Source organism: Streptomyces cyaneofuscatus (genome assembly GCF_000718135.1).
Lineage (GTDB): Bacteria > Actinomycetota > Actinomycetes > Streptomycetales > Streptomycetaceae > Streptomyces > Streptomyces cyaneofuscatus.
Window position 1 is genome coordinate 41,742 of sequence record NZ_JOEM01000027.1, and the last position, 18,759, is coordinate 60,500.

Here is an 18,759-nt window from a genome sequence, read left to right on the forward strand (position 1 = left end):
GCCCGTCGCTACGCCGCCGCGCCGCCGAACTCCCGTACCGCGTCGGCCACGATCGTCTCCAGGTGCCCGTGGTGCGCGCCCCGCCAGTACACCCGGGCGCACTCCGTGCACTGCGCGAACACGTCGTACGCCTGCTGGGTGCCGTGCTCCAGCAGATCGCTCACCGCGGCCTTGTCCGCCCCCGCCAGCGTCCCGTTGCAGGCGGTGCATCGGGTCCACGGGGCGAGGGCCGGGGCGAAGCGGCCGAGGATGTCGCGGAGCTGTTCCTGGGGGCGGTCGCTGTAGACGTACGCCCCCGCCCAGATCTCCCGGCGGCGCAGCAGCCCGCGGTCCCGGGAGAGCAGGACGCGCCGCTCCCGCGCGGAGAGGGCGGCGAGCGCGGGGTCGCCGATGTCCTCGCTCTCGTACGCCGCGTCCACGCCGAGCAGCCGCAACCTGCGCGCCAGCGTGCCGAGATGGACGTCGAGGAGGAAGCGCAGGGGTGCGCCGGGGACCTGCTGGGGGCGTTCGACGGCCCGTACCTCGATGTGTTCGTCCGGTCCCGGGATGTGGGAGCGGGTCACCGGGGCGCCGTTCGCGAGGAGTTCCCCGGCCTCGGTGAGCGGGACGCCGAGGGACTCGATGACATGGCCGAGGGTGGAGGCGCCGTCGGTGGTGAGCGGAGTGGGTCCCTGGCGTCGGTCGTGGGGGACGAAGAGCCGCAGCTCAGGGGCTACTTCGAGGGTGATCTCGGGTCCGTTCACCTGGTCAGGATGTCACCGGGGCGGGGTGGGCTGCCAGGGAATTGGGGCTACGGAGGTGGCGCGGCGTACGCCGTCGGGGGCACGCCCACCGTGGCGGTGAAGTCCCGTACCAGGTGGGCCTGGTCGCTGTAGCCGAGGTCCGCCGCCAGCCGCGCCCAGTCCACCGCCGGGTCGGACTCCGCGCGCTCCAGCGCCTCGTGGATGCGGTAGCGGAGGATGACCCACTTCGGGCCCACCCCGACGTACGCGGAGAAGAGCCGTTGCAGGGAGCGCGGGGTCAGGCCCGTGTCCCGGGCGAGCTGTCCGGCCCGGCACACCGAGCGGTCCGTACGCACCCGGTCGGCCAGCTCCATCGCCAGCGTGGCCTGCGGGTCGGGGCGCGGCTCCAGGGCGAGCAGGCAGGCGTCCAGTGCGGCGACCCGGGCGTCCTCGTCGGCCGGGTCCAGGACGGCGCCGAGGGGCGGCGGCGTACGCAGCACCTCGGCGGCGTCGACCTGGCGTCCGGTCAGGTCGCTCAGGGCGTGCTCCGGCGCGAACGGGCGGAATCCGCCGGGCCGGAACTGCACCCCGCAGACCCGGCCGCGCCCGGTCAGCTTCCGGGTGAAGAGTCCGAGGCCGATGCCCGCCACCTCGGCGTACCCGGCTCGTTCGCGGGCGCTCTCCCCGGCCTCGTACCGCTGGACGACGAGGTTCACCGACGGGTGCGGGACGACGTGGGCCGCGTACGGCTGGTCGAGGTCCCAGTCGATGAGCCAGTAGTGCTCCAGGTAGGGGCGGAGCGCGGGGGCGGGCTCGCGGCGGCGGAAGTGGACGCGCGTGAACAGGTCCGGGGCGTCCACGATGCCCCGGGTGTCGCGGCGAGGTCCGGCGGCGGCCATGACATCGATCCTAGGGCGTGTCCGGCGGTGGGGCCTGTCGCGTTTCCTCCTGTCGCGTTTCTTCAAGACGGGGCGGGTGCGGAGGGGGAGCGTGGGAGCCATGACACAGACGATCGGTGCATTGCTGGAAGCCGCCGCCGGCCGGGCTCTGCCCGTCGTGCGGGGGATCGACGACGGGCAGCTGGACCGCCGTACGCCGTGCGAGGAGTACGACGTACGGGCGCTGCTGAACCACCTGTTCCTGGTGGTCGTGAACTTCCAGGCCCTCGCGGCCCGTGAGGAGGCGGATTTCGGCCGGGAGCCGGAGTTCGTGACGGGTGACTGGCGGGGCAGCTTCGGTGAGGAGACCGCCCGGCTGGTGGAGGCGTGGAGCGTGCCGGGTGCCGAGGAGGGCGCGACCGGGCAGATGGGGCTGTCGGCCCGGACGGTGGGGCTGATGGTGTTGGGCGATCTGACCGTGCACGCGTGGGACCTGGCGCGGGCGACGGGTGCGGAGTTCGTCCCGGATCCGGGGGTGGTCGAGGAGGTGGGGCCGGGGCTGGCGGCTCTGGCGCCGCAGGCCCGGGAGATGAAGGTGTTCGGTGAGCCGTTCCCGGTGGGGGCGGGGGCTACGGCTTTCGAGCGGGTGCTGGCCGTGACGGGGCGCGATCCGGGGTGGAGCGGTCCGGCCGGGGGCTGAGCGCGGCGTACGCGTTCCGGGCAGGTCGGCCGAAGGTCGGACTTCAGCCATTTATTTGGCGTGATCCGACCGAATCGGCGCAGGTGGGGCCGGTCCGGCGGGCGTTCAGGCGGGCGGCTCCGCCGCGGGCAGCCGCCCCGTGCGTACGGCGTCGACGAGGGCTCGGTGGTCGCGCTCGTTCTGGTCGGCGTACGCCTCCGCGAAGGTGGCGAGCGCGCGGTCGAACGTGTCGCCGCCGCCCAGGTACGCGGCGATCGCGATGCGGTCGCCGGACCGTGCGTGGGCGCGGGCCAATGTGGCCCCGCACAGTTCGCCGAAGACCCGCATGTCCTTGGGCCGCATCTTCTCCGGCACGGCGATGCCCTTCCAGTCCCGCAGCTGGCGGATGTAGAAGTCGCGCCGCTTGCCGTCGATGCCGTCGACCCGTTCCCAGCCGAGGAAGATGTCGCTCGTGGCCTGCATCAGCCGCTGGCCCGAGACCACCCGCTCGCCCTGGTTGCGGTACCGGCTCGGGCCGGTGTGCGCGGCGAGTACCGAGGTGTCGGCCTCCTTGGCCTGGAGGAGGAGCGGGTCCCGGTCGTCCCGGCCGAGGAGGAGGAAGATCCAGCACCGGGTGCCGACGCTGCCCACGCCGACGACCTTGCGGGCGACGTCGGCCAGGCGGTAGTCGGCCAGGAGGTGGCGCCGGTCGGAGGCGAGGGTGCGGCCGTACCGCTGGAGCAGGCCGCGGAACCGGTCCTCCAGGGCGCTGCGTTCGAGGTCGGGCAGCAGGTCGGCGGCCGGGACGAGCAGCGGCGGGTCGGGGGCGATCCTGGGGCGGCCGGCGACCGTCCGGGTGAGCTTGTCGAAGGCCTGGAGGCTGTCGCGGGTACGGGCCTTCGCCATCGCCCGGACCAGGTTCCGGCGACCGTGCTTGGTCCCGTGGCGCCCGGTGGCCAGGGCCTCCAGGAGGTCCGCGTCGATCTTCGCGTACCAGACGCCGAGGTTGCCCGTCTCCGCGAAGCGGATCATCGCCGTGCGGTACGAGCGGACCGTGGCGCGCACGACGCGGGCGCGCTCGGTGTCGTCGAAGCCGTTGGCCCGGCCCGCGATGACGAGGCTCGCCGCGAGCCGTTTGACGTCCCATTCCCAGGGCCCCGGCAGGGTCTCGTCGAAGTCGTTGATGTCGAACATCAGCTGCCTCTCCGGCGAGGCGAGCAGGCGGAAGTTCAGCAGGTGCGCGTCGCCGCAGAGCTGGGCCGTGATCCCCGAGACCGGGGTGCCGGCCAGGTCGGACGCCATGATCGCGGCGGCGCCCCGGTAGAAGCGGAACGGGGACTCCGTCATCCGGCTGTAGCGGATCGGTACGAGCTCGGGCACCCGGGCCGCGGACTGCGCCTCCAGGACCGCCAGCGGGTCGGGGCGGCCGGGGGACGGCTCGTACCCGGCGTGGCCCGACCGGGATGAGCGGCGCCGTGCCTCCTTGCCGAGCGCCGCACGCTCGGCGGGTGTGAGGCGGGGCTCGGCCCGCATGGCGGTGGTGGTGTCGTGGGACATGGGCGGCCCTCCTGCCTGGTCCCACGGTAGGACCCGCCGGGGGATCGCGCAGGGCGCGCCTGAACCGGCGGTGTCCGCCTCAGGGCCGGATCAGCCGGTGTGATTCCGGCTCAGGGCCAGACCAGGCAGTACGCCTGGTGCCCGGCGTCATGCAGCCGGTGGGAGAAGTCCTGCCACTCGTGGAGCAGCTGGTAGACGTTGAAGGCGTCGCGCGGGCCGCCGCGGTCGGGGACCGTGGACCAGATGAAGGCCGCCGCGCCGACGGATTCCTCGCCGACACCGCGCAGGGGGTCGACGACGGTCATCGGGAGCTTGACCACCGCGTAGTCCGGGTGGAGGACGACCAGTTCCAGCGGGGGGACCTTGTGCAGGGGTATGCCCTGGATGCCGGTCAGCACCATGGCGGCCACCGTCTCCGGCTTGATCTTGGTGAACATGCCGCCCATGCCCAGCTCGTCGCCGCCCAGCTCCTCCGGGCGCATCGAAATGGGCACCCGTGCGGCGGTCGCCCCGTCCGGGGCGCCGAAATACTTGTAGGTCACCCCCATCCCGCCACTGCTCCTGATCCCGGGGGGCGGTGTGCTCTCCGCGCCCCTGCCCTGGGCGTGCTCGGCCCGTCGCCGGTGCCGCCCTCGCCGGGCAGGCTCGGGCCCCAGGTCGTCGGTCCCTTCGCCCACTCCGCCACCGCGATGCATATCTCATCCACCCGACTACTTCTTAGGAGACACAGCCCCCGCCGCGCAACCCGATCATCGTGTCAGTGACCTCCCCCACGGGCGTGCGGTGAAACACCTGTCCGCAAGACCGTCCGTGCCTCTGACACCATGGCATGTGTGAGCTTTCCCTATGTCGCCCCAGTTTCGCAGACGTGAGGGTGCCGACGCTCTTCCGTGATACGGGGGGAGCGCGCTCCCTGCTCACCGGTGGCCGGGATTACCTTGGATTCTCCGGCCCGGCCTCCCGATACCCGAATCGCAGATCAGGACCAAAGTGGCGTATTCATACGAAGCCCCAGTTTCGCAGTCGCTGTTCGACCGGGCGTCCGTCGTGACGCCCGGCGGCGTGAACTCACCCGTGCGTGCCTTCCGGGCCGTGGGCGGTACGCCCCGGTTCATGGTGTCCGGCACCGGTCCGTACCTCACCGACGCCGACGGCCGTGAGTACGTCGACCTCGTCTGCTCGTGGGGGCCGATGATTCTCGGTCACTCCCACCCCGAGGTCATCGCCGCCGTCCAGGAAGCGGTCTCCCGGGGCACCTCCTTCGGTACGCCGGGTGAGGGCGAGGTCGCGCTGGCCGAGGAGATCGTGGCGCGGATCGAACCGGTCGAGCAGGTCCGCCTGGTCTCCTCCGGCACCGAGGCGACGATGTCGGCGATCCGGCTGGCCCGCGGCTTCACCGGCCGCGCCAAGGTCGTGAAGTTCGCCGGCTGCTACCACGGTCACGTGGACGCCCTCCTGGCCGCCGCCGGCTCCGGCCTCGCCACCTTCGGCCTGCCCGACACCCCCGGTGTCACGGGCGCCACGGCCGGGGACACCGTCGTGCTGCCGTACAACGACCTGGACGCCGTGCGGGCCGCCTTCGCCGCGCACCCCGGCGAGATCGCCTGCGTGATCACCGAGGCCTCGCCCGGCAACATGGGCGTCGTCCCGCCCGCCGAGGGCTTCAACGCCGGCCTCAAGGAGCTGTGCGCCGCCGACGGCGCCCTGTACATCTCCGACGAGGTCATGACGGGCTTCCGTACGTCCAAGGCCGGCTGGTACGGCATCGACGGCGTCCGCCCCGACCTGATGACCTTCGGCAAGGTCATGGGCGGCGGCTTCCCCGCCGCGGCCTTCGGCGGCCGCGCCGACGTGATGGCGCACCTCGCCCCGGCCGGCCCGGTCTACCAGGCGGGCACCCTCTCCGGGAACCCGGTCGCCACCGCCGCCGGCCTCGCGCAGCTGCGGCTGCTCGACGACGCGGCGTACGCGAAGATCGACGCGGTCTCCGCCGAACTGCGCTCCCTGGTGGGTGACGCGTTCACCAAGGAAGGCGTCGCGCACACCGTCTCCTCGGCGAGCAACATGTTCTCGGTCTTCTTCACGGACGAGCCGGTCCGTAATTACGACGACGCGAAGAAGCAGGAAGCCTTCCGTTTCACCGCCTTCTTCCACTCGATGCTGGAGCAGGGCGTCTACCTGCCGCCCTCCGCCTTCGAGTCCTGGTTCGTCTCCACCGCCCACGACGAGCGGGCGGTCGAGCGGATCGCCGCCGCCCTGCCCGCCGCCGCCCGTGCCGCATCGGAGGCCACCGCATGAGCACCGAGAACGCCGGGAGCACCGAGAACGCCGGGAGCGGGAGCGCCCGCAAGGACATCACCGTGGTGCACCTGATGCGCCACGGCGAGGTGCACAACCCGGACGGTGTGCTGTACGGGCGCCGCACCGGGTTCAGCCTCTCCGAGCTGGGCCGGCAGATGGCGGACCGGGTCGCCGAGCACCTGGAGAAGCGCGACATCACCCATGTCGTCGCCTCGCCGCTGGAGCGTGCCCAGGAGACGGCCGCGCCCATCGCCAAGTCGCACAGCCTGGCCCTGGCCACCGACGAGCGGCTCATCGAGGCCGCCAACGTCTTCGAGGGCAAGACCTTCGGCGTCGGTGACGGGGCGCTGCGGAAGCCGGAGAACTGGAAGCACCTCACCAACCCGTTCAAGCCGTCCTGGGGTGAGCCGTACGTCGAGCAGGTCGTCCGCATGGTGAGCGCGCTGGACGCGGCCAAGGACGCGGCGCGCGGGCACGAGGCGGTCTGCGTCAGCCACCAGCTGCCGATCTGGATCGTCCGCTCGTTCGTGGAGCGCCGCCGGCTCTGGCACGACCCGCGCAAGCGCCAGTGCACGCTGGCCTCGCTGACCAGCTTCACGTACCAGGGCGACCGGATCGTCTCGGTGGGCTACTCGGAGCCGGCCCGGGACCTGGTGCCCGCGCACCTGCTGGCCGGGGCGAAGCCGGTGAAGGGGAAGTCGAAGGCCTTCGGCGCGTAATCCCCGTACGCACGCGCCGTGAACATACGGGACCGACCGCCACCGCGGTCGGTCCCGTTCTTCGTCAGAGATGTCGGTACGTTAGGTTAGCCTAAGCTAAGTTGGCTCTGACGAGAACGGTGGAGCGATGACGCACCCTGCCCCGACCACCCTCCCCGACCCGAGACGGGCGCCGCGGTGCGGCCCGGTGAGGCGGTCCGCAGATGAGTGACTGTACGGACGTGGACGCCGCCCCCCGGCCGGTCACCGGCCCCCGCGTCGCCCGGCTCGCCCGGCAGCTCGAAGCGGCCGCGGACGCCGAGGCCCGGGACGCCCTCACCGAGGCTTTCTGGGCCGAGGCCGCCCGCACCGGCACCCCCCTCGTCGAGGAGCTCGACGACGCCCCCGGCCACCGGGCCGTCACCTTCCTGTGGCGCGGCCACCGCGCCACCCGCCGGGTCCTGCTGATGGCCCCGGGCATCACCGACCCCGAGCGGCTCGCCGACTCGCTCCTGCACCACCTGCCGGGCACCGACATCTGGTACCTCGGCCGCCGGCTGCGCGCCGACCACCGCGGCTCCTACCGGATGGTGGCCGACATCTCCGCCGGGCCCGCCCCCGCCGATCCCGCCCTGCTCCAACGGCGGCTGCTGGCGCTGCGCGCGCACGGCGGGGGCGACCCGCTCAACCCGGCCCGGATACCGGTCCGGTGGCGTGACGCACAGGACTCCGTCTTCGCCCTGCCCGACGCCCCGCCCCAGCCCTGGTCCGCCCGGCGCCCCGCCGTCGCGCGCGGCGGGGTCGAGCGGCACACCGTCGCGGCCGGTGTCCTGGGTGCCGCGCGGGACGTGTGGGTCTACCTGCCGCCGGACGCGCTCCCGTACCGGCCGGCGTACGAGCCCGGGGAGGAGGGCCGGCTGCCGCTGCTGGTGCTCTGCGACGGGGACATGTGGTTCGACCGGCTGGGCCTCCAGGACACGCTGGACGCGCTGATCGCCGACGGGGTCCTCCCGCCGCTCGCCGTCCTCGCCCCGGACGCCGTCGGCACCGCCACGCGCCGGCTGGAGCTGGGCGGGCGGGAGAGCTACGTCTCCTTCCTGGCCGACGAGGTGGTGCCCTGGGCGAGCGCCCGGTGGCCGCTGACCGCGCGGCCGGAGCGGACGGTGGTGGCCGGGCAGGGGCTCGGCGGGATGACCGCGCTGTACGCGGGCCTCACCCGGCCCGAGCGGTTCGGCGCGGTCGTCGCGCAGTCCCCGTCGCTGTGGTGGCGGCCGGGCCTGGAGCCCGGGGCCGTGGCGCCGGACGCGGTCGGGACCCCTTGGCTGGCCACGCTCGCCGCCGGACTCCGCGACGGGCCGCCGGGCGGGGCGCGCGGGGCCGCCGTCCACTTCGACGTCGGCCTGCACGAGGGGGCCCTGGCGGAACACACCGAGGCCCTCCAGGCGGTGCTGCGCGCCCGGGGGCACCGGGTCACCCGCAACCTCCACAACGGCGGCCACGACTACGCCTGCTGGCGAGGGTTCCTGGCGGACGCCCTGGTGGAGCTGGTGGGCACCGGCCTTGACGTGAACGCGGCAGAGTCGCAGGGTGGGGCGGGCCCGGCCGGCCGCTCGGCCGTGTGCTCCGCAGGGCTGCCCGGACGCCCCGCCGCAAGGTAAAGCGTAGAGAAACTCCCCAATTGCACGGAACCGTCGCGTCGCTCAAGGCCTCTCACTGTCCAGCAGTTTGTATGGCCTTGAGATAAAACGACCGCAGATGGGGACGACATGCGCGACATCAATCGAAGGGGACTGCTCGGCGCGGGGCTCGGCACGGCGGCGGCGATCGGGCTCGCCGGCTGCGGTTTCTCCGGTTCCTCCGGCTCCTCGGGGGGCGGCAGCGGCAAGGGTGACACCGGCTCCGGCACCGGCGGCAAGGGCGACACCGGCAGCGGCGGCAACAGCGGAAACGGTTCGCCGAAGGACAAGGTCCGGCTGATCGGCGACGGCTCCACCGCCGACACCGGGAAGCAGCCCCGTCAGCCCGCCGCCCCCGTCCCGCTCGAACCCGGCCAGACGCCGCCGCAGTTCGTGATCTTTTCCTGGGACGGGGCGGGCGAGGTCGGCAACGGCCTCTTCCCGCGCTTTCTGGAACTGGCCAAGGACCATGACGCGGCGATGACCTTCTTCCTCTCCGGGCTGTATCTGCTGCCCGAGTCGAAGAAATCCCTCTACCGTCCCCCGAACAACCCCCGCGGCGCCTCCGACATCGGCTATCTCACCGACGGCCATGTGAAGGACACGCTGAAGTACGTACGCCAGGCCTGGCTGGACGGCCATGAGATAGGCACGCACTTCAACGGGCACTTCTGTGGCGGCTCCGGATCCGTCGAACGCTGGACCCCCGCGCAATGGCGGAGCGAGATCGATCAGGCTGTGTCGTTCGTCACGGAATGGAAGACCAACAGCGGGTGGGAGAGCGAGGACCCGCTGCCGTTCGACTACCGAAAGGAGTTGATCGGCGGCCGCACCCCCTGTCTGCTCGGCCAGGACAATCTCCTGCCGACCGCGAGCAAACTGGGATGGCGTTACGACGCCAGCTCGCCCGGCGGCCGCCAGACGTGGCCCGTCAAGCGCGGCGGCGTCTGGGATCTCCCGCTCCAGGCCATGCCGTTCCCCGGCCACTCCTTCGAGGTCCTCTCGATGGACTACAACATCCTCGCCAATCAGTCGCAGAATTCGACCAAGGGGATGCCCTCGCGTTATCCGGGCTGGCGCAAGCAGGCCACCGGCGCGTACATGAACGGTTTCGAGCGCGCCTACACGACGAATCGCGCGCCCTTCTTCATCGGCAATCACTTCGAGGAGTGGAACGGCGGCATCTATATGGATGCCGTGGAAGAAGTGATCAAGAAGACAGCCGGTAAGAAGGATGTGCGCCTCGTCTCCTTCCGGCAGTTCGTCGACTGGCTCGACGTGCAGGATCCCGCGGTCCTCGCCAAGCTCCGCACCCTGGAGGTCGGACAGGCACCCGCAGGCGGCTGGAACTCCTTCTTTAAACAGGCCTGACAAGGGGCTTTACGGGCACCGAGGGGGGTGCGGGAGATCCCCGGAACTGCCATGCGAAACTTTTCACATGAGCTTTGGCCGCCCGTCCCGACGCCGCTTCACCCTGCTCGCCGCCACCGCCGTAGCCGGTGCCCTGACGCTGACCGCGTGCGGGGACGGCAACACGGCCCAGGGCGGCGGCAACACCAACTTCGTCACCGGCAAGGGGGGCATCTCCCGGGTCGCGAAGGAGGAGCGCCCGGACGCGCCGAAGCTCCAGGGCGAGAGCCTGGACGGCAAGCCGCTCGACCTCGCCGACTACAAGGGCAAGGTCGTCGTGCTCAACGTCTGGGGCTCCTGGTGCGGGCCCTGCCGCCTGGAGGCGAAGTACTTCGCCAAGGTCTCCGAGGAGACCGCCGACCAGGGCGTGCAGTTCATCGGCATCAACACCCGGGACGCGCAGAAGGACCCCGCGATCAACTTCGAGAAGGACTACGGGGTCACCTACCCGAGCTTCTTCGACCCGATCGGCAAGCTCATCCTCCGCTTCCCCAAGGGCACCGTGAACCCGAAGGCCATCCCGTCCACCGTGGTGGTCGACCGGGAGGGGAAGATCGCGGCCCGCACGCTCCAGCCGCTGGACGCCGAGCAGCTGCACGAGATGATCGACCCGATCATCGCGGAGAAGTGATCCGGTGATCCCGCTCGCCGCGTACAACGACACCGTCGCGCTCGCCCCGTACAACGACACCGTCGCGAGCACGCTCACGCTGGCCGCGTACAACGAGACCGTCGTCGGCGGGGCCCTGCTGCTGGCCGTGCCCATCGCCCTGCTGGCCGGGCTCGTCTCCTTCTTCTCGCCCTGCGTCCTGCCGCTCGTCCCCGGCTATCTGAGTTACGTCACCGGGGTCAGCGGCACCGACCTGGCCGACGCCCGGCGGGGCCGGGTGGTGGCGGGCGCCTCGCTCTTCGTCCTCGGCTTCACCGCCGTGTTCGCCTCCACCGGGGCGCTCTTCGGCTACTTCGGTGACGAGCTCCAGATGCACTCCGAGGTGCTCAACAAGGTCCTCGGCGGGCTGATGATCCTCATGGGGATCTTCTTCATGGGGCTGCTGCCGGGGGTGACGCAGCGCGAGTTCCGCTTCCACAAGCGGCCGGTGACCGGTCTGGCCGGAGCACCGTTGCTCGGCGCCCTGTTCGGGATCGGCTGGACCCCGTGCATCGGCCCGACGCTCTCCTCCGTGCTGGCGCTCTCGGCCCAGAGCGCCACCGCCGGACGTGGCGCGATACTGACCGTCGCGTACTGTCTCGGACTCGGCGTCCCGTTCATCCTGGCCGCGGTCGCCTTCCGTAAGGCGCTCGGCGCGTTCGGCTGGGTCAAGCGCCACTACGCCTGGGTCATGCGGATCGGCGGCGGCATGATGATCGTGACCGGACTCCTGCTGCTGACGGGCGTGTGGGCGACGCTCATGCAGCAGATGCAGGGCTGGTCCAGCGGCTTCGTTGTGGGGATCTGAGTTCATGAGCAAGGCGAACAGCAGCACGGACACCGGTGCTCGTACCGACGCCGCCGGGGCCGGGACCGAGGCCGAGCGCGAGCAGGAGCGCGTCGACCACGCGGCCGGCGAGCAGCTCTCCACCGCGCCCCGCGAGGAGCGCCCCGAGACCGAGTCCGAGTCCGGGACCGGCGTCCCCGCCATGGGCGTGGTCGGCTGGATCCGCTGGTTCTGGCGTCAGCTCACCTCGATGCGGGTCGCGCTGATCCTGCTCTTCCTGCTCTCGCTCGGCGCCATTCCCGGCTCGCTGATCCCGCAGACCAGCGTCGACGACCTGAAGGTCCAGAACTTCAAGGACCAGCACACCACCCTCACGCCGATCTACGAGAAGCTCCAGCTCTTCGACGTCTACAGCTCGGTGTGGTTCTCCGCGATCTACATCCTGCTGTTCGTCTCGCTCATCGGCTGCATCGTGCCGCGCACCGGTCAGTTCGTCGGCCAGCTCCGCAGCCGCCCGCCGGGCGCCCCGAAGCGGCTGACCCGGCTGCCCGCGTACACCACCTGGCGCACGGAGGCCGAGCCCGAGGCGGTCCGCGAGGCGGCCCTCGGCGTGCTGGGCAAGCGGCGCTTCCGGGCCCACCCGGTGGGTGACGCGGTCGCCGCCGAGAAGGGCTACCTCCGCGAGGCCGGGAACCTCATCTTCCACATCGCGCTGATCGTGATGCTGGTGGCCTTCGCCGCCGGGCAGCTGTTCAAGTCCGAGGGCGGCAAGCTGGTCGTGGAGGGCGACGGCTTCGCCAACACGCTCACCCAGTACGACGACTTCAAGTCCGGCTCGCTCTACGACTCCGACTCGCTGGCCCCCTTCAGCTTCGTCCTGGACGACTTCGTCGGTACGTACGAGGAGAGCGGCCCGCAGCGCGGCACGCCCCGTACCTTCGAGGCCCGGGTGAAGTACACCGAGGGCGCGGACGGCCCCGAGCGCAAGAGCGTCATCCGCGTCAACGAACCGCTCGTCGTGGACGGCACCAAGGTCTACCTCATCGCCCACGGTTACGCCCCGGTCGTCACCGTCCGGGACGGCAAGGGCAAGGTCGTCCTGCGGAGCTCCGTACCTCTGCTGCCGATCGACAACAACATCACCTCGACCGGCGCGATCAAGGTGATGGACGGCTACCGCGACAGATACGGCGTCAAGACGCAGCTCGGCTTCAAGGCCTTCTTCGTGCCGACCTTCGCGGGCCACGGCAAGGGCCAGATGTTCTCGCAGTTCCCCGGCGCGGAGTTCCCGGTGCTGGCACTGAGCGCCTACCGGGGCTCCCTCGGGGTGGACTCCGGCCTGCCGCAGAACGTGTACCAGCTCGACACGTCCAAGATGAAGGAGTTCAAGAACGAGGACGGCGAGCTCCTCAAGAAGATGCTGCGCCCCGGCGAGAAGCTGGACCTGGCCGACGGCGAGGGCTCCATCACCTTCGACGGCATCGAGGAGTGGGCGAGCTTCCAGATCTCGCAGCAGCCGGGCAACGGCTGGGCGCTCGGCGGCGCCATCGCGGCCATCGCCGGGCTCGCCGGATCGCTGTTCATCCAGCGCCGCCGGGTCTGGGTCCGGGCGGTCCGCGGCGAGGACGGGGTGACCGTCGTGGAGATGGCGGGCCTCGGCCGCAGCGAGTCCGCGAAGCTGCCGGAGGAGCTGGGCGACCTCGCGGCCGCCCTGATCACGACGGCGCCGGTCGCGCCGGAGAAACCCGTCGCGCCGGAGAAACCCGTCGCGCCGGAGAAACCTGACGCGCCGGAGAAACCTGACGCGAACGAGGCCGGGAGCCGGCCCGTACACCCTGCTGACGCACCTGCCGAAGGGGCTGAGAAGTGAATCTCGCCGCCGCAACCAACGAGAGCCTGGCGCACACCAGCAATGTGCTGATCTATTCGTCGATGGCCGTCTACACCCTGGCCTTCTTCGCGCACATCGCGGAGTGGGTCCTCGGCAGCCGCAGCAAGGTCGGCCGCACGGCCGCCGCGCTGTCCGGCTCCGCGGCCGGCGCCTCCGCCCCGGTGGTCGTCGCCCAGGGCGGCTCCACCGCCGTGCTGGAGCGGCCGAAGGTCGTCACCCGCTCCGCCGCCGGGACCCGGGACGTGCCGGACGGGCCTGGCGCCGCGGGCGGGACGTTCAAGGGCGACCTGTGGGGCCGGATCGCGGTCTCGCTGACCGTGGTGGCCTTCGCCGTGGAGGCGGGCGGGGTCATCACCCGTGCCCTGTCGGTGCAGCGGGCGCCCTGGGCCAACATGTACGAGTTCTCGATCACCTTCTCCACCGTGGCGGTCGGCTCCTACCTCGTGCTGCTCGCGCTGAAGAAGAACGTCCGCTGGATCGGCCTCCCGCTGGTCACCACGGTCCTCCTGGACCTCGGCATCGCAGTCACGACGCTCTACACCGACAGCGACCAGCTGGTGCCCGCGCTGCACTCGTACTGGCTGTGGATCCACGTCTCGACCGCGATCATCTGCGGGGCGGTCTTCTACCTCGGCGCGGTCGGCACGGTGCTCTACCTCTTCCGCGACAGCTACGAGAACAAGCTCGCGGGCGGCGGTACGCCGGGGAAGTTCGCCGCTTCCGTCATGGAGCGGCTGCCCTCCGCGTCCTCGCTGGACAAGTTCGCGTACCGGATCAACGCGGCGGTCTTCCCGCTCTGGACGTTCACGATCATCGCGGGCGCGATCTGGGCGGGCGACGCCTGGGGCCGGTACTGGGGCTGGGACCCCAAGGAGGTCTGGTCCTTCATCACCTGGGTCGCCTACGCCGCCTACCTGCACGCCCGCGCCACGGCCGGCTGGAAGGGCCGCAAGGCCGCCTACCTGGCGCTGGTCGCCTTCGCCTGCTGGCTGTTCAACTACTACGGCGTGAACATCTTCGTCACCGGTCTGCACTCCTACGCCGGGGTCTGAGACCACGTACGTACGAAGGCGCCCCGGACGGAATCCGAAACCGTCCGGGGCGCCTTCGTACGTGTCGTCAGCTCAGCGGGGTGTCCAGGACCGCCTTGCGGTGGCTGAACGTCTCCAGGGAGTACCGGCCGTGGTAGCTGCCCATGCCGCTCTCGCCGACCCCGCCGAACGGCAGGTCCGAGACGGTCAGATGGGCCAGCGGCAGCCCGATGCCGACGCCGCCCGACGAGGTCTCGGCCAGCAGCCGGTCCCGTACGGCGGGGGAGTCGGTGAACGCGTACAGCGCCAGCGGCTTGTCCCGGTCGTTGATGAAGCGGATCGCCTCATCCAGGCCGTCCACCGTGACCAGGGGCAGGATCGGGCCGAAGATCTCCTCGCCCATCACGGGCGCGTCCGGCGCGACATCGGCCAGCACGGTCGGCGCGATGTACTTGGTGTCCCGGTCGTGGGCGCCGCCGGTCACCGTACGGCCGGAGTCCAGCAGGCCCGTCAGCCGGTCGAAGTGACGCTCGTTCACGATCCGCCCGTACTCCGGGTGCTCCGCCGGGTCCGCCCCGAACAGCCCCTCCACGGCGGCCGCCAGCGCCTCCGCGAGGGCCGGGGCGGTCTCCGGGTCGGTCAGTACGTAGTCGGGGGCGACGCAGGTCTGCCCGGCGTTGAGGAACTTGCCCGAGGCGAGCCGCCCGGCCACGGCCTTCAGGTCCGTACCCCGGTCGACGAAGACGGGCGACTTGCCGCCGAGCTCCAGCGTGACCGGGGTGAGGTGCTTGGCGGCGGCCGTCATGACGATCCGGCCGACCGTGCCGTTGCCGGTGTAGAAGATGTGGTCGAAGTGCTGTTCCAGCAGGGCGGTGGTCTCCTCGACCGCGCCCTCCACGACCCCGACCGCCTCCGTGTCCAGGTACTGCGGGAGCAGCCGGGCCACGGCGGCGGAGGTCGCGGGCGCCAGCTCGCTGGGCTTGGCCACCACACAGTTCCCGGAGGCCAGGGCGCCCACGACGGGGGCGAGCAGCAGCTGCACCGGGTAGTTCCAGGGCGCGATGACCAGGACGACGCCGAGCGGGTCCAGCACGGTCTGCGCGGTGGCCCCGGTGGGCGCGAGATGCGCCGGTACGGGGGCGGGCTCGGGCCGCAGCCAGTCGGCGAGGTGCTCCAGGGTGTGGTCGATCTCCCGGACCGTGAAGTCGATCTCGGTCCGGTACGCCTCCTTGCGGCTCTTGCCCAGGTCGGCGCGGAGGGCGTCCGCGAGGTCGTCGCCGTGCTCGGTGAGGAGGGCGCGCAGCCGCTCCAGCTGGCCGGTGCGCCAGGCGAGGTCCTTGGTGCGGCCGGTGCGGAAGGTGGCGCGGAGGCGGGCGACGAGGTCGGCGGGGGTCTCGGTGGGGGTGGCGGGCATGTGGGGGCTCCTCAAGAGGGTCACGCGTGACCGTAAAAGAAGGACGCGCGCTGCGTTACCCCTTCGAGGATGGCCGACGCCACCCGCCTGACGCGCCCACCGCGCCGGTCGGAAAGATCACCCCTGCCGGGAGGAATAGCCCGTCAGGAAGTGGGCGGGGTCTTGTCGTCAGGGCCCGTACCGCCCTCGCGGCGTCCCCGCTCCTCCTCCTCGGCGGCCGCGCGCTCGGCCGCCTTGGCGTCCTTGTCGTCCTTGAGGGACTTCAGGAAGTCCGGGTTGTCGTCCGGGGCCACCCACTGCTGCCGCCTGCCGCCCGGCTGCCACGAGGAGAGTCCGGCGCCCCCGGCCGCGCTGTGCCGCACCTTGCCCGCGAAGAGCCAGCCGATCGAGCCGACGACCCAGAACAGCAGGATGATGAAGACCCAGGCGATCTTGGGCAGATGCTTGGTGTCCTCCTCCGAGGTGTTCAGGCAGTCGATGAAGGCGTAGATCATCAGCGCCAGCGGCAGGATGAACATCAGGGCTCTCATGGCGCGTCCCCCAGTGGAGCGGGCGGCGGGGCTCGGTGTTCCCCGGTGTCGCGGCCAGGGTACCGGCTGACCGCCGCCGAACCGGGGCCAGGAGCCGGGGGAGCCCCGGCGGGGGCGCGGAGGCGGGGATGACAAACTGGACCGCATGGCTTACGACGATCTCCGCTCCCTGCTCCGGGCTCTTGAACGCGATGGTGATCTCAAGCGCGTCAAGGCCGAGGTCGACCCCTATCTGGAGGTCGGCGAGATCGTCGACCGGGTGAACAAGGCGGGCGGCCCCGCCCTGCTCTTCGAGAACGTCAAGGGGTCCTCGATGCCCCTGGCCATGAACGTCTTCGGCACCGACCGGCGCCTGCTCAAGGCGCTCGGGCTGAAGTCGTACAGCGACATCAGCGACAAGATCGGCGGGCTGCTCAAGCCGGAGCTGCCGCAGGGCTTCGTCGGCGTCCGGGAGGCCTTCGGCAAGCTCGGCTCGATGGTCCACGTACCGCCGAAGAAGGTGAAGTCGGACGACGCGCCGGTCCAGGAAGTCGTGCTGAAGGGCGACGACGTCGACCTGGAGCAGCTGCCCGCGCTCTTCACCTGGCCCGGCGACGGCGGCTCCTTCTTCAACCTGGGCCTCACCCACACCAAGCACCCCGAGACCGGCGTACGGAACCTGGGGCTCTACCGCCTCCAGCGCCACGACAAGCGCACCATCGGGATGCACTGGCAGATCCACAAGGACTCCGCCAACCACTACCAGGTCGCCGCCCGGCGCGGTGAGCGGCTGCCGGTCGCCATCGCCTTCGGGGCCCCGCCCGCCGTGACGTACGCCTCCACCGCACCGCTGCCCGGGGACATCGACGAGTACCTCTTCGCCGGGTTCGTCCAGGGCAAGCGGATCGAGATGGTCGACTGCAAGACCGTGCCGCTCCAGGTCCCGGCCCAGGCCGAGGTCGTCATCGAGGGCTGGCTGGAGCCGGGCGAGATGCTGCCGGAGGGCCCGTTCGGGGACCACACCGGCTTCTACACCCCGCAGGAACCGTTCCCCGCACTGACCATCGACTGCGTGACCATGCGGAAGCGGCCGCTGCTCCAGTCCATCGTGGTGGGCCGCCCGCCCACCGAGGACGGGCCGCTGGGCCGGGCAACGGAACGGTTCTTCCTGCCGTTGCTGAAGATCATCGTGCCGGACATCGTGGACTACCACCTGCCCGAGGCGGGCGGCTTCCACAACTGCGCGATCGTCTCGATCGACAAGAAGTACCCGAAGCACGCGCAGAAGGTGATGAGCGCGATCTGGGGTGCGCACATGATGTCGCTGACCAAGCTGATCGTGGTCGTCGACTCCGACTGCGACGTCCACGATCTGCACGAGGTCGCCTGGCGGGCGCTCGGCAACACCGACTACGCCCGGGACCTCACGGTCACCGAGGGCCCGGTCGACCACCTGGACCACGCCTCGTACCAGCAGTTCTGGGGTGGCAAGGCGGGCATCGACGCCACCCGGAAGCTGCCCACCGAGGGCTACACCCGGGACGGAGGCTGGCCGGAGATGGTCGAGTCCGACCCGGAGACGGCGGCGAAGGTCGACCGCCGCTGGAAGGAGTACGGACTGTGAGCAGCGCGGCAGAGGCGGCGTCCGTCCAGGGCCCCGCGCCGTCGAGCGGCAAGGTGAAGGCGTTCCTGCGGCTCGTGATGATCGAGCACTCGGTCTTCGCGCTGCCCTTCGCGTACATCGCCGCGCTGACCGCGATGTTCCAGCTGGACGGCACGATCCACTGGGGCGTCCTGCTGCTCGTCACGCTCGCGATGGTGGGGCTGCGGACGTTCGCCATGGCCGCCAACCGGATCATCGACCGGGAGATCGACGCCCGTAACCCGCGCACCGCGGGCCGTGAGCTGGTCACCGGCGCGGTGTCGGTGAGGTCGGCGTGGACCGGGGCGCTCGTCGCGCTCGCCGTCTTCCTGGGCGCCGCCGCCCTGCTCAACCCGCTCTGCCTGATGCTGGCGCCGCTGGCCGTCGTGCCGATGGTGGTCTACCCGTACGGCAAGCGGTTCACGAACTTCCCGCACGCCATCCTGGGGCTCGCACAGGCCATCGGCCCGATCGGCGCGTGGCTCGCGGTGACCGGCAGCTGGTCGTGGGACGCGGTGATCCTGGGGCTGGCCGTCGGCATCTGGATCGGCGGCTTCGACCTGATCTTCGCCTGCCAGGACGTCCAGGCCGACCGGGCCCACGGGGTGCTCTCCTTCCCGGCGCGTTTCGGTATCCCGGCGGCGCTCTGGGGCGCGCGGGTCTGTCATGCGGTGACGACGGGGCTGCTGGTCTGGTTCGGCCTGGCGACGGACGCCGAGGTCTTCTACTGGATCGGCATGGTGATCGTCGCGGTGGCGTTCGTCTACGAGCACCGCGTGGTGCGGCCGCACGACCTGTCCCGGCTGAACCGCGCCTTCTTCTCGGTCAACGGCTTCATCGGCATGGCGCTCTTCGCCTGCGCGCTGCTGGACCTGCTGGTGCGCGGCCTGACTCCGTGACCCGGTAGCCGGTGGC

The 18,759-nt window shown here is 71.3% G+C and carries 17 protein-coding genes; 11 read left to right on the forward strand and 6 right to left on the reverse strand.

The window, feature by feature from the left end; translation table 11 throughout:
• Window positions 1-8: 8 nt before the first annotated feature.
• The gene (locus IF17_RS0132300; RefSeq protein WP_030573811.1) at window positions 9-743 is read right to left on the reverse strand and encodes a Mut7-C RNAse domain-containing protein; all 735 of its coding nucleotides are present in this window, start codon (window positions 741-743) and stop codon (window positions 9-11) included.
• Window positions 744-790: 47 nt separating this feature from the next.
• Window positions 791-1,621 carry an AraC family transcriptional regulator gene (locus tag IF17_RS0132305; protein WP_030573814.1) on the reverse strand — a complete coding sequence of 277 codons (831 nt, stop codon included), beginning with the start codon at window positions 1,619-1,621 and terminating at the stop codon, window positions 791-793.
• A gap of 100 nt (window positions 1,622-1,721) precedes the next feature.
• Between IF17_RS0132305 and IF17_RS0132310 the strand changes: the two genes are divergently transcribed.
• Window positions 1,722-2,300, forward strand: coding sequence for a TIGR03086 family metal-binding protein (locus IF17_RS0132310; protein WP_030573817.1), 579 nt, complete (start codon window positions 1,722-1,724; stop codon window positions 2,298-2,300).
• 105 nt (window positions 2,301-2,405) lie between these two features.
• Here the strand turns inward: IF17_RS0132310 and IF17_RS0132315 are convergent, their stop codons facing one another.
• Entirely contained in the window at window positions 2,406-3,836 is a 1,431-nt protein-coding gene (locus tag IF17_RS0132315; RefSeq protein ID WP_030573820.1) for a DUF2252 domain-containing protein, read from the reverse strand.
• A 110-nt stretch (window positions 3,837-3,946) separates the two neighbouring features.
• Window positions 3,947-4,384 (reverse strand): hypothetical protein, encoded by a 438-nt coding sequence (locus IF17_RS0132320; RefSeq protein WP_003968390.1) that lies wholly within the window; start codon window positions 4,382-4,384, stop codon window positions 3,947-3,949.
• 478 nt (window positions 4,385-4,862) lie between these two features.
• Here IF17_RS0132320 and hemL point away from each other — a divergent pair, with 478 nt between their 5' ends.
• The 8 genes from hemL (at window position 4,863) to ccsB (ending at window position 14,300) form a co-directional block, all read left to right on the forward strand.
• Window positions 4,863-6,134 carry a glutamate-1-semialdehyde 2,1-aminomutase gene (gene hemL / locus IF17_RS0132325; protein WP_076967421.1) on the forward strand — a complete coding sequence of 424 codons (1,272 nt, stop codon included), beginning with the start codon at window positions 4,863-4,865 and terminating at the stop codon, window positions 6,132-6,134.
• Window positions 6,131-6,856: a histidine phosphatase family protein gene (locus tag IF17_RS0132330; protein WP_030573825.1), complete on the forward strand. Its 726-nt coding sequence runs from the start codon at window positions 6,131-6,133 to the stop codon at window positions 6,854-6,856. Before hemL ends, IF17_RS0132330 begins: the two co-directional genes overlap by 4 nt.
• A gap of 203 nt (window positions 6,857-7,059) precedes the next feature.
• Window positions 7,060-8,493, forward strand: coding sequence for an enterochelin esterase (gene fes, locus IF17_RS0132335; protein ID WP_030573828.1), 1,434 nt, complete (start codon window positions 7,060-7,062; stop codon window positions 8,491-8,493).
• 108 nt (window positions 8,494-8,601) lie between these two features.
• Window positions 8,602-9,882, forward strand: coding sequence for a polysaccharide deacetylase family protein (locus tag IF17_RS0132340; protein ID WP_030573831.1), 1,281 nt, complete (start codon window positions 8,602-8,604; stop codon window positions 9,880-9,882).
• Window positions 9,883-9,949: 67 nt separating this feature from the next.
• Entirely contained in the window at window positions 9,950-10,552 is a 603-nt protein-coding gene (locus IF17_RS0132345) for a TlpA family protein disulfide reductase (RefSeq protein ID WP_030573834.1), read from the forward strand.
• A 4-nt stretch (window positions 10,553-10,556) separates the two neighbouring features.
• Entirely contained in the window at window positions 10,557-11,378 is an 822-nt protein-coding gene (locus IF17_RS0132350) for a cytochrome c biogenesis CcdA family protein (RefSeq protein ID WP_030573837.1), read from the forward strand.
• Window positions 11,379-11,382: 4 nt separating this feature from the next.
• The gene (gene resB, locus IF17_RS0132355; protein WP_030573840.1) at window positions 11,383-13,227 is read left to right on the forward strand and encodes a cytochrome c biogenesis protein ResB; all 1,845 of its coding nucleotides are present in this window, start codon (window positions 11,383-11,385) and stop codon (window positions 13,225-13,227) included.
• Window positions 13,224-14,300: a c-type cytochrome biogenesis protein CcsB gene (gene ccsB / locus IF17_RS0132360; protein WP_030573842.1), complete on the forward strand. Its 1,077-nt coding sequence runs from the start codon at window positions 13,224-13,226 to the stop codon at window positions 14,298-14,300. Before resB ends, ccsB begins: the two co-directional genes overlap by 4 nt.
• Window positions 14,301-14,367: 67 nt before the next feature.
• Here ccsB and IF17_RS0132365 read toward each other — a convergent pair whose 3' ends face one another.
• A complete protein-coding gene (locus IF17_RS0132365; protein WP_030573845.1) occupies window positions 14,368-15,693 on the reverse strand; it encodes an aldehyde dehydrogenase family protein in 1,326 nt (441 codons plus the stop codon).
• A gap of 143 nt (window positions 15,694-15,836) precedes the next feature.
• Window positions 15,837-16,211 carry a PLD nuclease N-terminal domain-containing protein gene (locus IF17_RS0132370; RefSeq protein ID WP_030573848.1) on the reverse strand — a complete coding sequence of 125 codons (375 nt, stop codon included), beginning with the start codon at window positions 16,209-16,211 and terminating at the stop codon, window positions 15,837-15,839.
• A gap of 157 nt (window positions 16,212-16,368) precedes the next feature.
• Here IF17_RS0132370 and IF17_RS0132375 point away from each other — a divergent pair, with 157 nt between their 5' ends.
• Together IF17_RS0132375 and mqnP are read left to right on the forward strand one after the other, a co-directional pair.
• Window positions 16,369-17,826 (forward strand): menaquinone biosynthesis decarboxylase, encoded by a 1,458-nt coding sequence (locus tag IF17_RS0132375; protein ID WP_030573852.1) that lies wholly within the window; start codon window positions 16,369-16,371, stop codon window positions 17,824-17,826.
• A complete protein-coding gene (mqnP, locus tag IF17_RS0132380; protein ID WP_030573856.1) occupies window positions 17,823-18,743 on the forward strand; it encodes a menaquinone biosynthesis prenyltransferase MqnP in 921 nt (306 codons plus the stop codon). The genes IF17_RS0132375 and mqnP overlap by 4 nt, the downstream gene beginning before the upstream one ends.
• Window positions 18,744-18,759: the final 16 nt, after the last annotated feature.

What these genes read in the sequence shown, in the direction of transcription:
- IF17_RS0132305 (WP_030573814.1), bottom strand. Translation starts at nt 1,621, where the DNA reads ATGGCCGCCGCCGGACCTCGCCGCGACACCCGGGGCATCGTGGACGCC.
- IF17_RS0132310 (WP_030573817.1), top strand. Translation starts at nt 1,722, where the DNA reads ATGACACAGACGATCGGTGCATTGCTGGAAGCCGCCGCCGGCCGGGCT.
- IF17_RS0132315 (WP_030573820.1), bottom strand. Translation starts at nt 3,836, where the DNA reads ATGTCCCACGACACCACCACCGCCATGCGGGCCGAGCCCCGCCTCACA.
- IF17_RS0132320 (WP_003968390.1), bottom strand. Translation starts at nt 4,384, where the DNA reads ATGGGGGTGACCTACAAGTATTTCGGCGCCCCGGACGGGGCGACCGCC.
- IF17_RS0132330 (WP_030573825.1), top strand. Translation starts at nt 6,131, where the DNA reads ATGAGCACCGAGAACGCCGGGAGCACCGAGAACGCCGGGAGCGGGAGC.
- fes (WP_030573828.1), top strand. Translation starts at nt 7,060, where the DNA reads ATGAGTGACTGTACGGACGTGGACGCCGCCCCCCGGCCGGTCACCGGC.
- IF17_RS0132340 (WP_030573831.1), top strand. Translation starts at nt 8,602, where the DNA reads ATGCGCGACATCAATCGAAGGGGACTGCTCGGCGCGGGGCTCGGCACG.
- IF17_RS0132345 (WP_030573834.1), top strand. Translation starts at nt 9,950, where the DNA reads ATGAGCTTTGGCCGCCCGTCCCGACGCCGCTTCACCCTGCTCGCCGCC.
- resB (WP_030573840.1), top strand. Translation starts at nt 11,383, where the DNA reads ATGAGCAAGGCGAACAGCAGCACGGACACCGGTGCTCGTACCGACGCC.
- IF17_RS0132365 (WP_030573845.1), bottom strand. Translation starts at nt 15,693, where the DNA reads ATGCCCGCCACCCCCACCGAGACCCCCGCCGACCTCGTCGCCCGCCTC.
- IF17_RS0132370 (WP_030573848.1), bottom strand. Translation starts at nt 16,211, where the DNA reads ATGTTCATCCTGCCGCTGGCGCTGATGATCTACGCCTTCATCGACTGC.
- IF17_RS0132375 (WP_030573852.1), top strand. Translation starts at nt 16,369, where the DNA reads ATGGCTTACGACGATCTCCGCTCCCTGCTCCGGGCTCTTGAACGCGAT.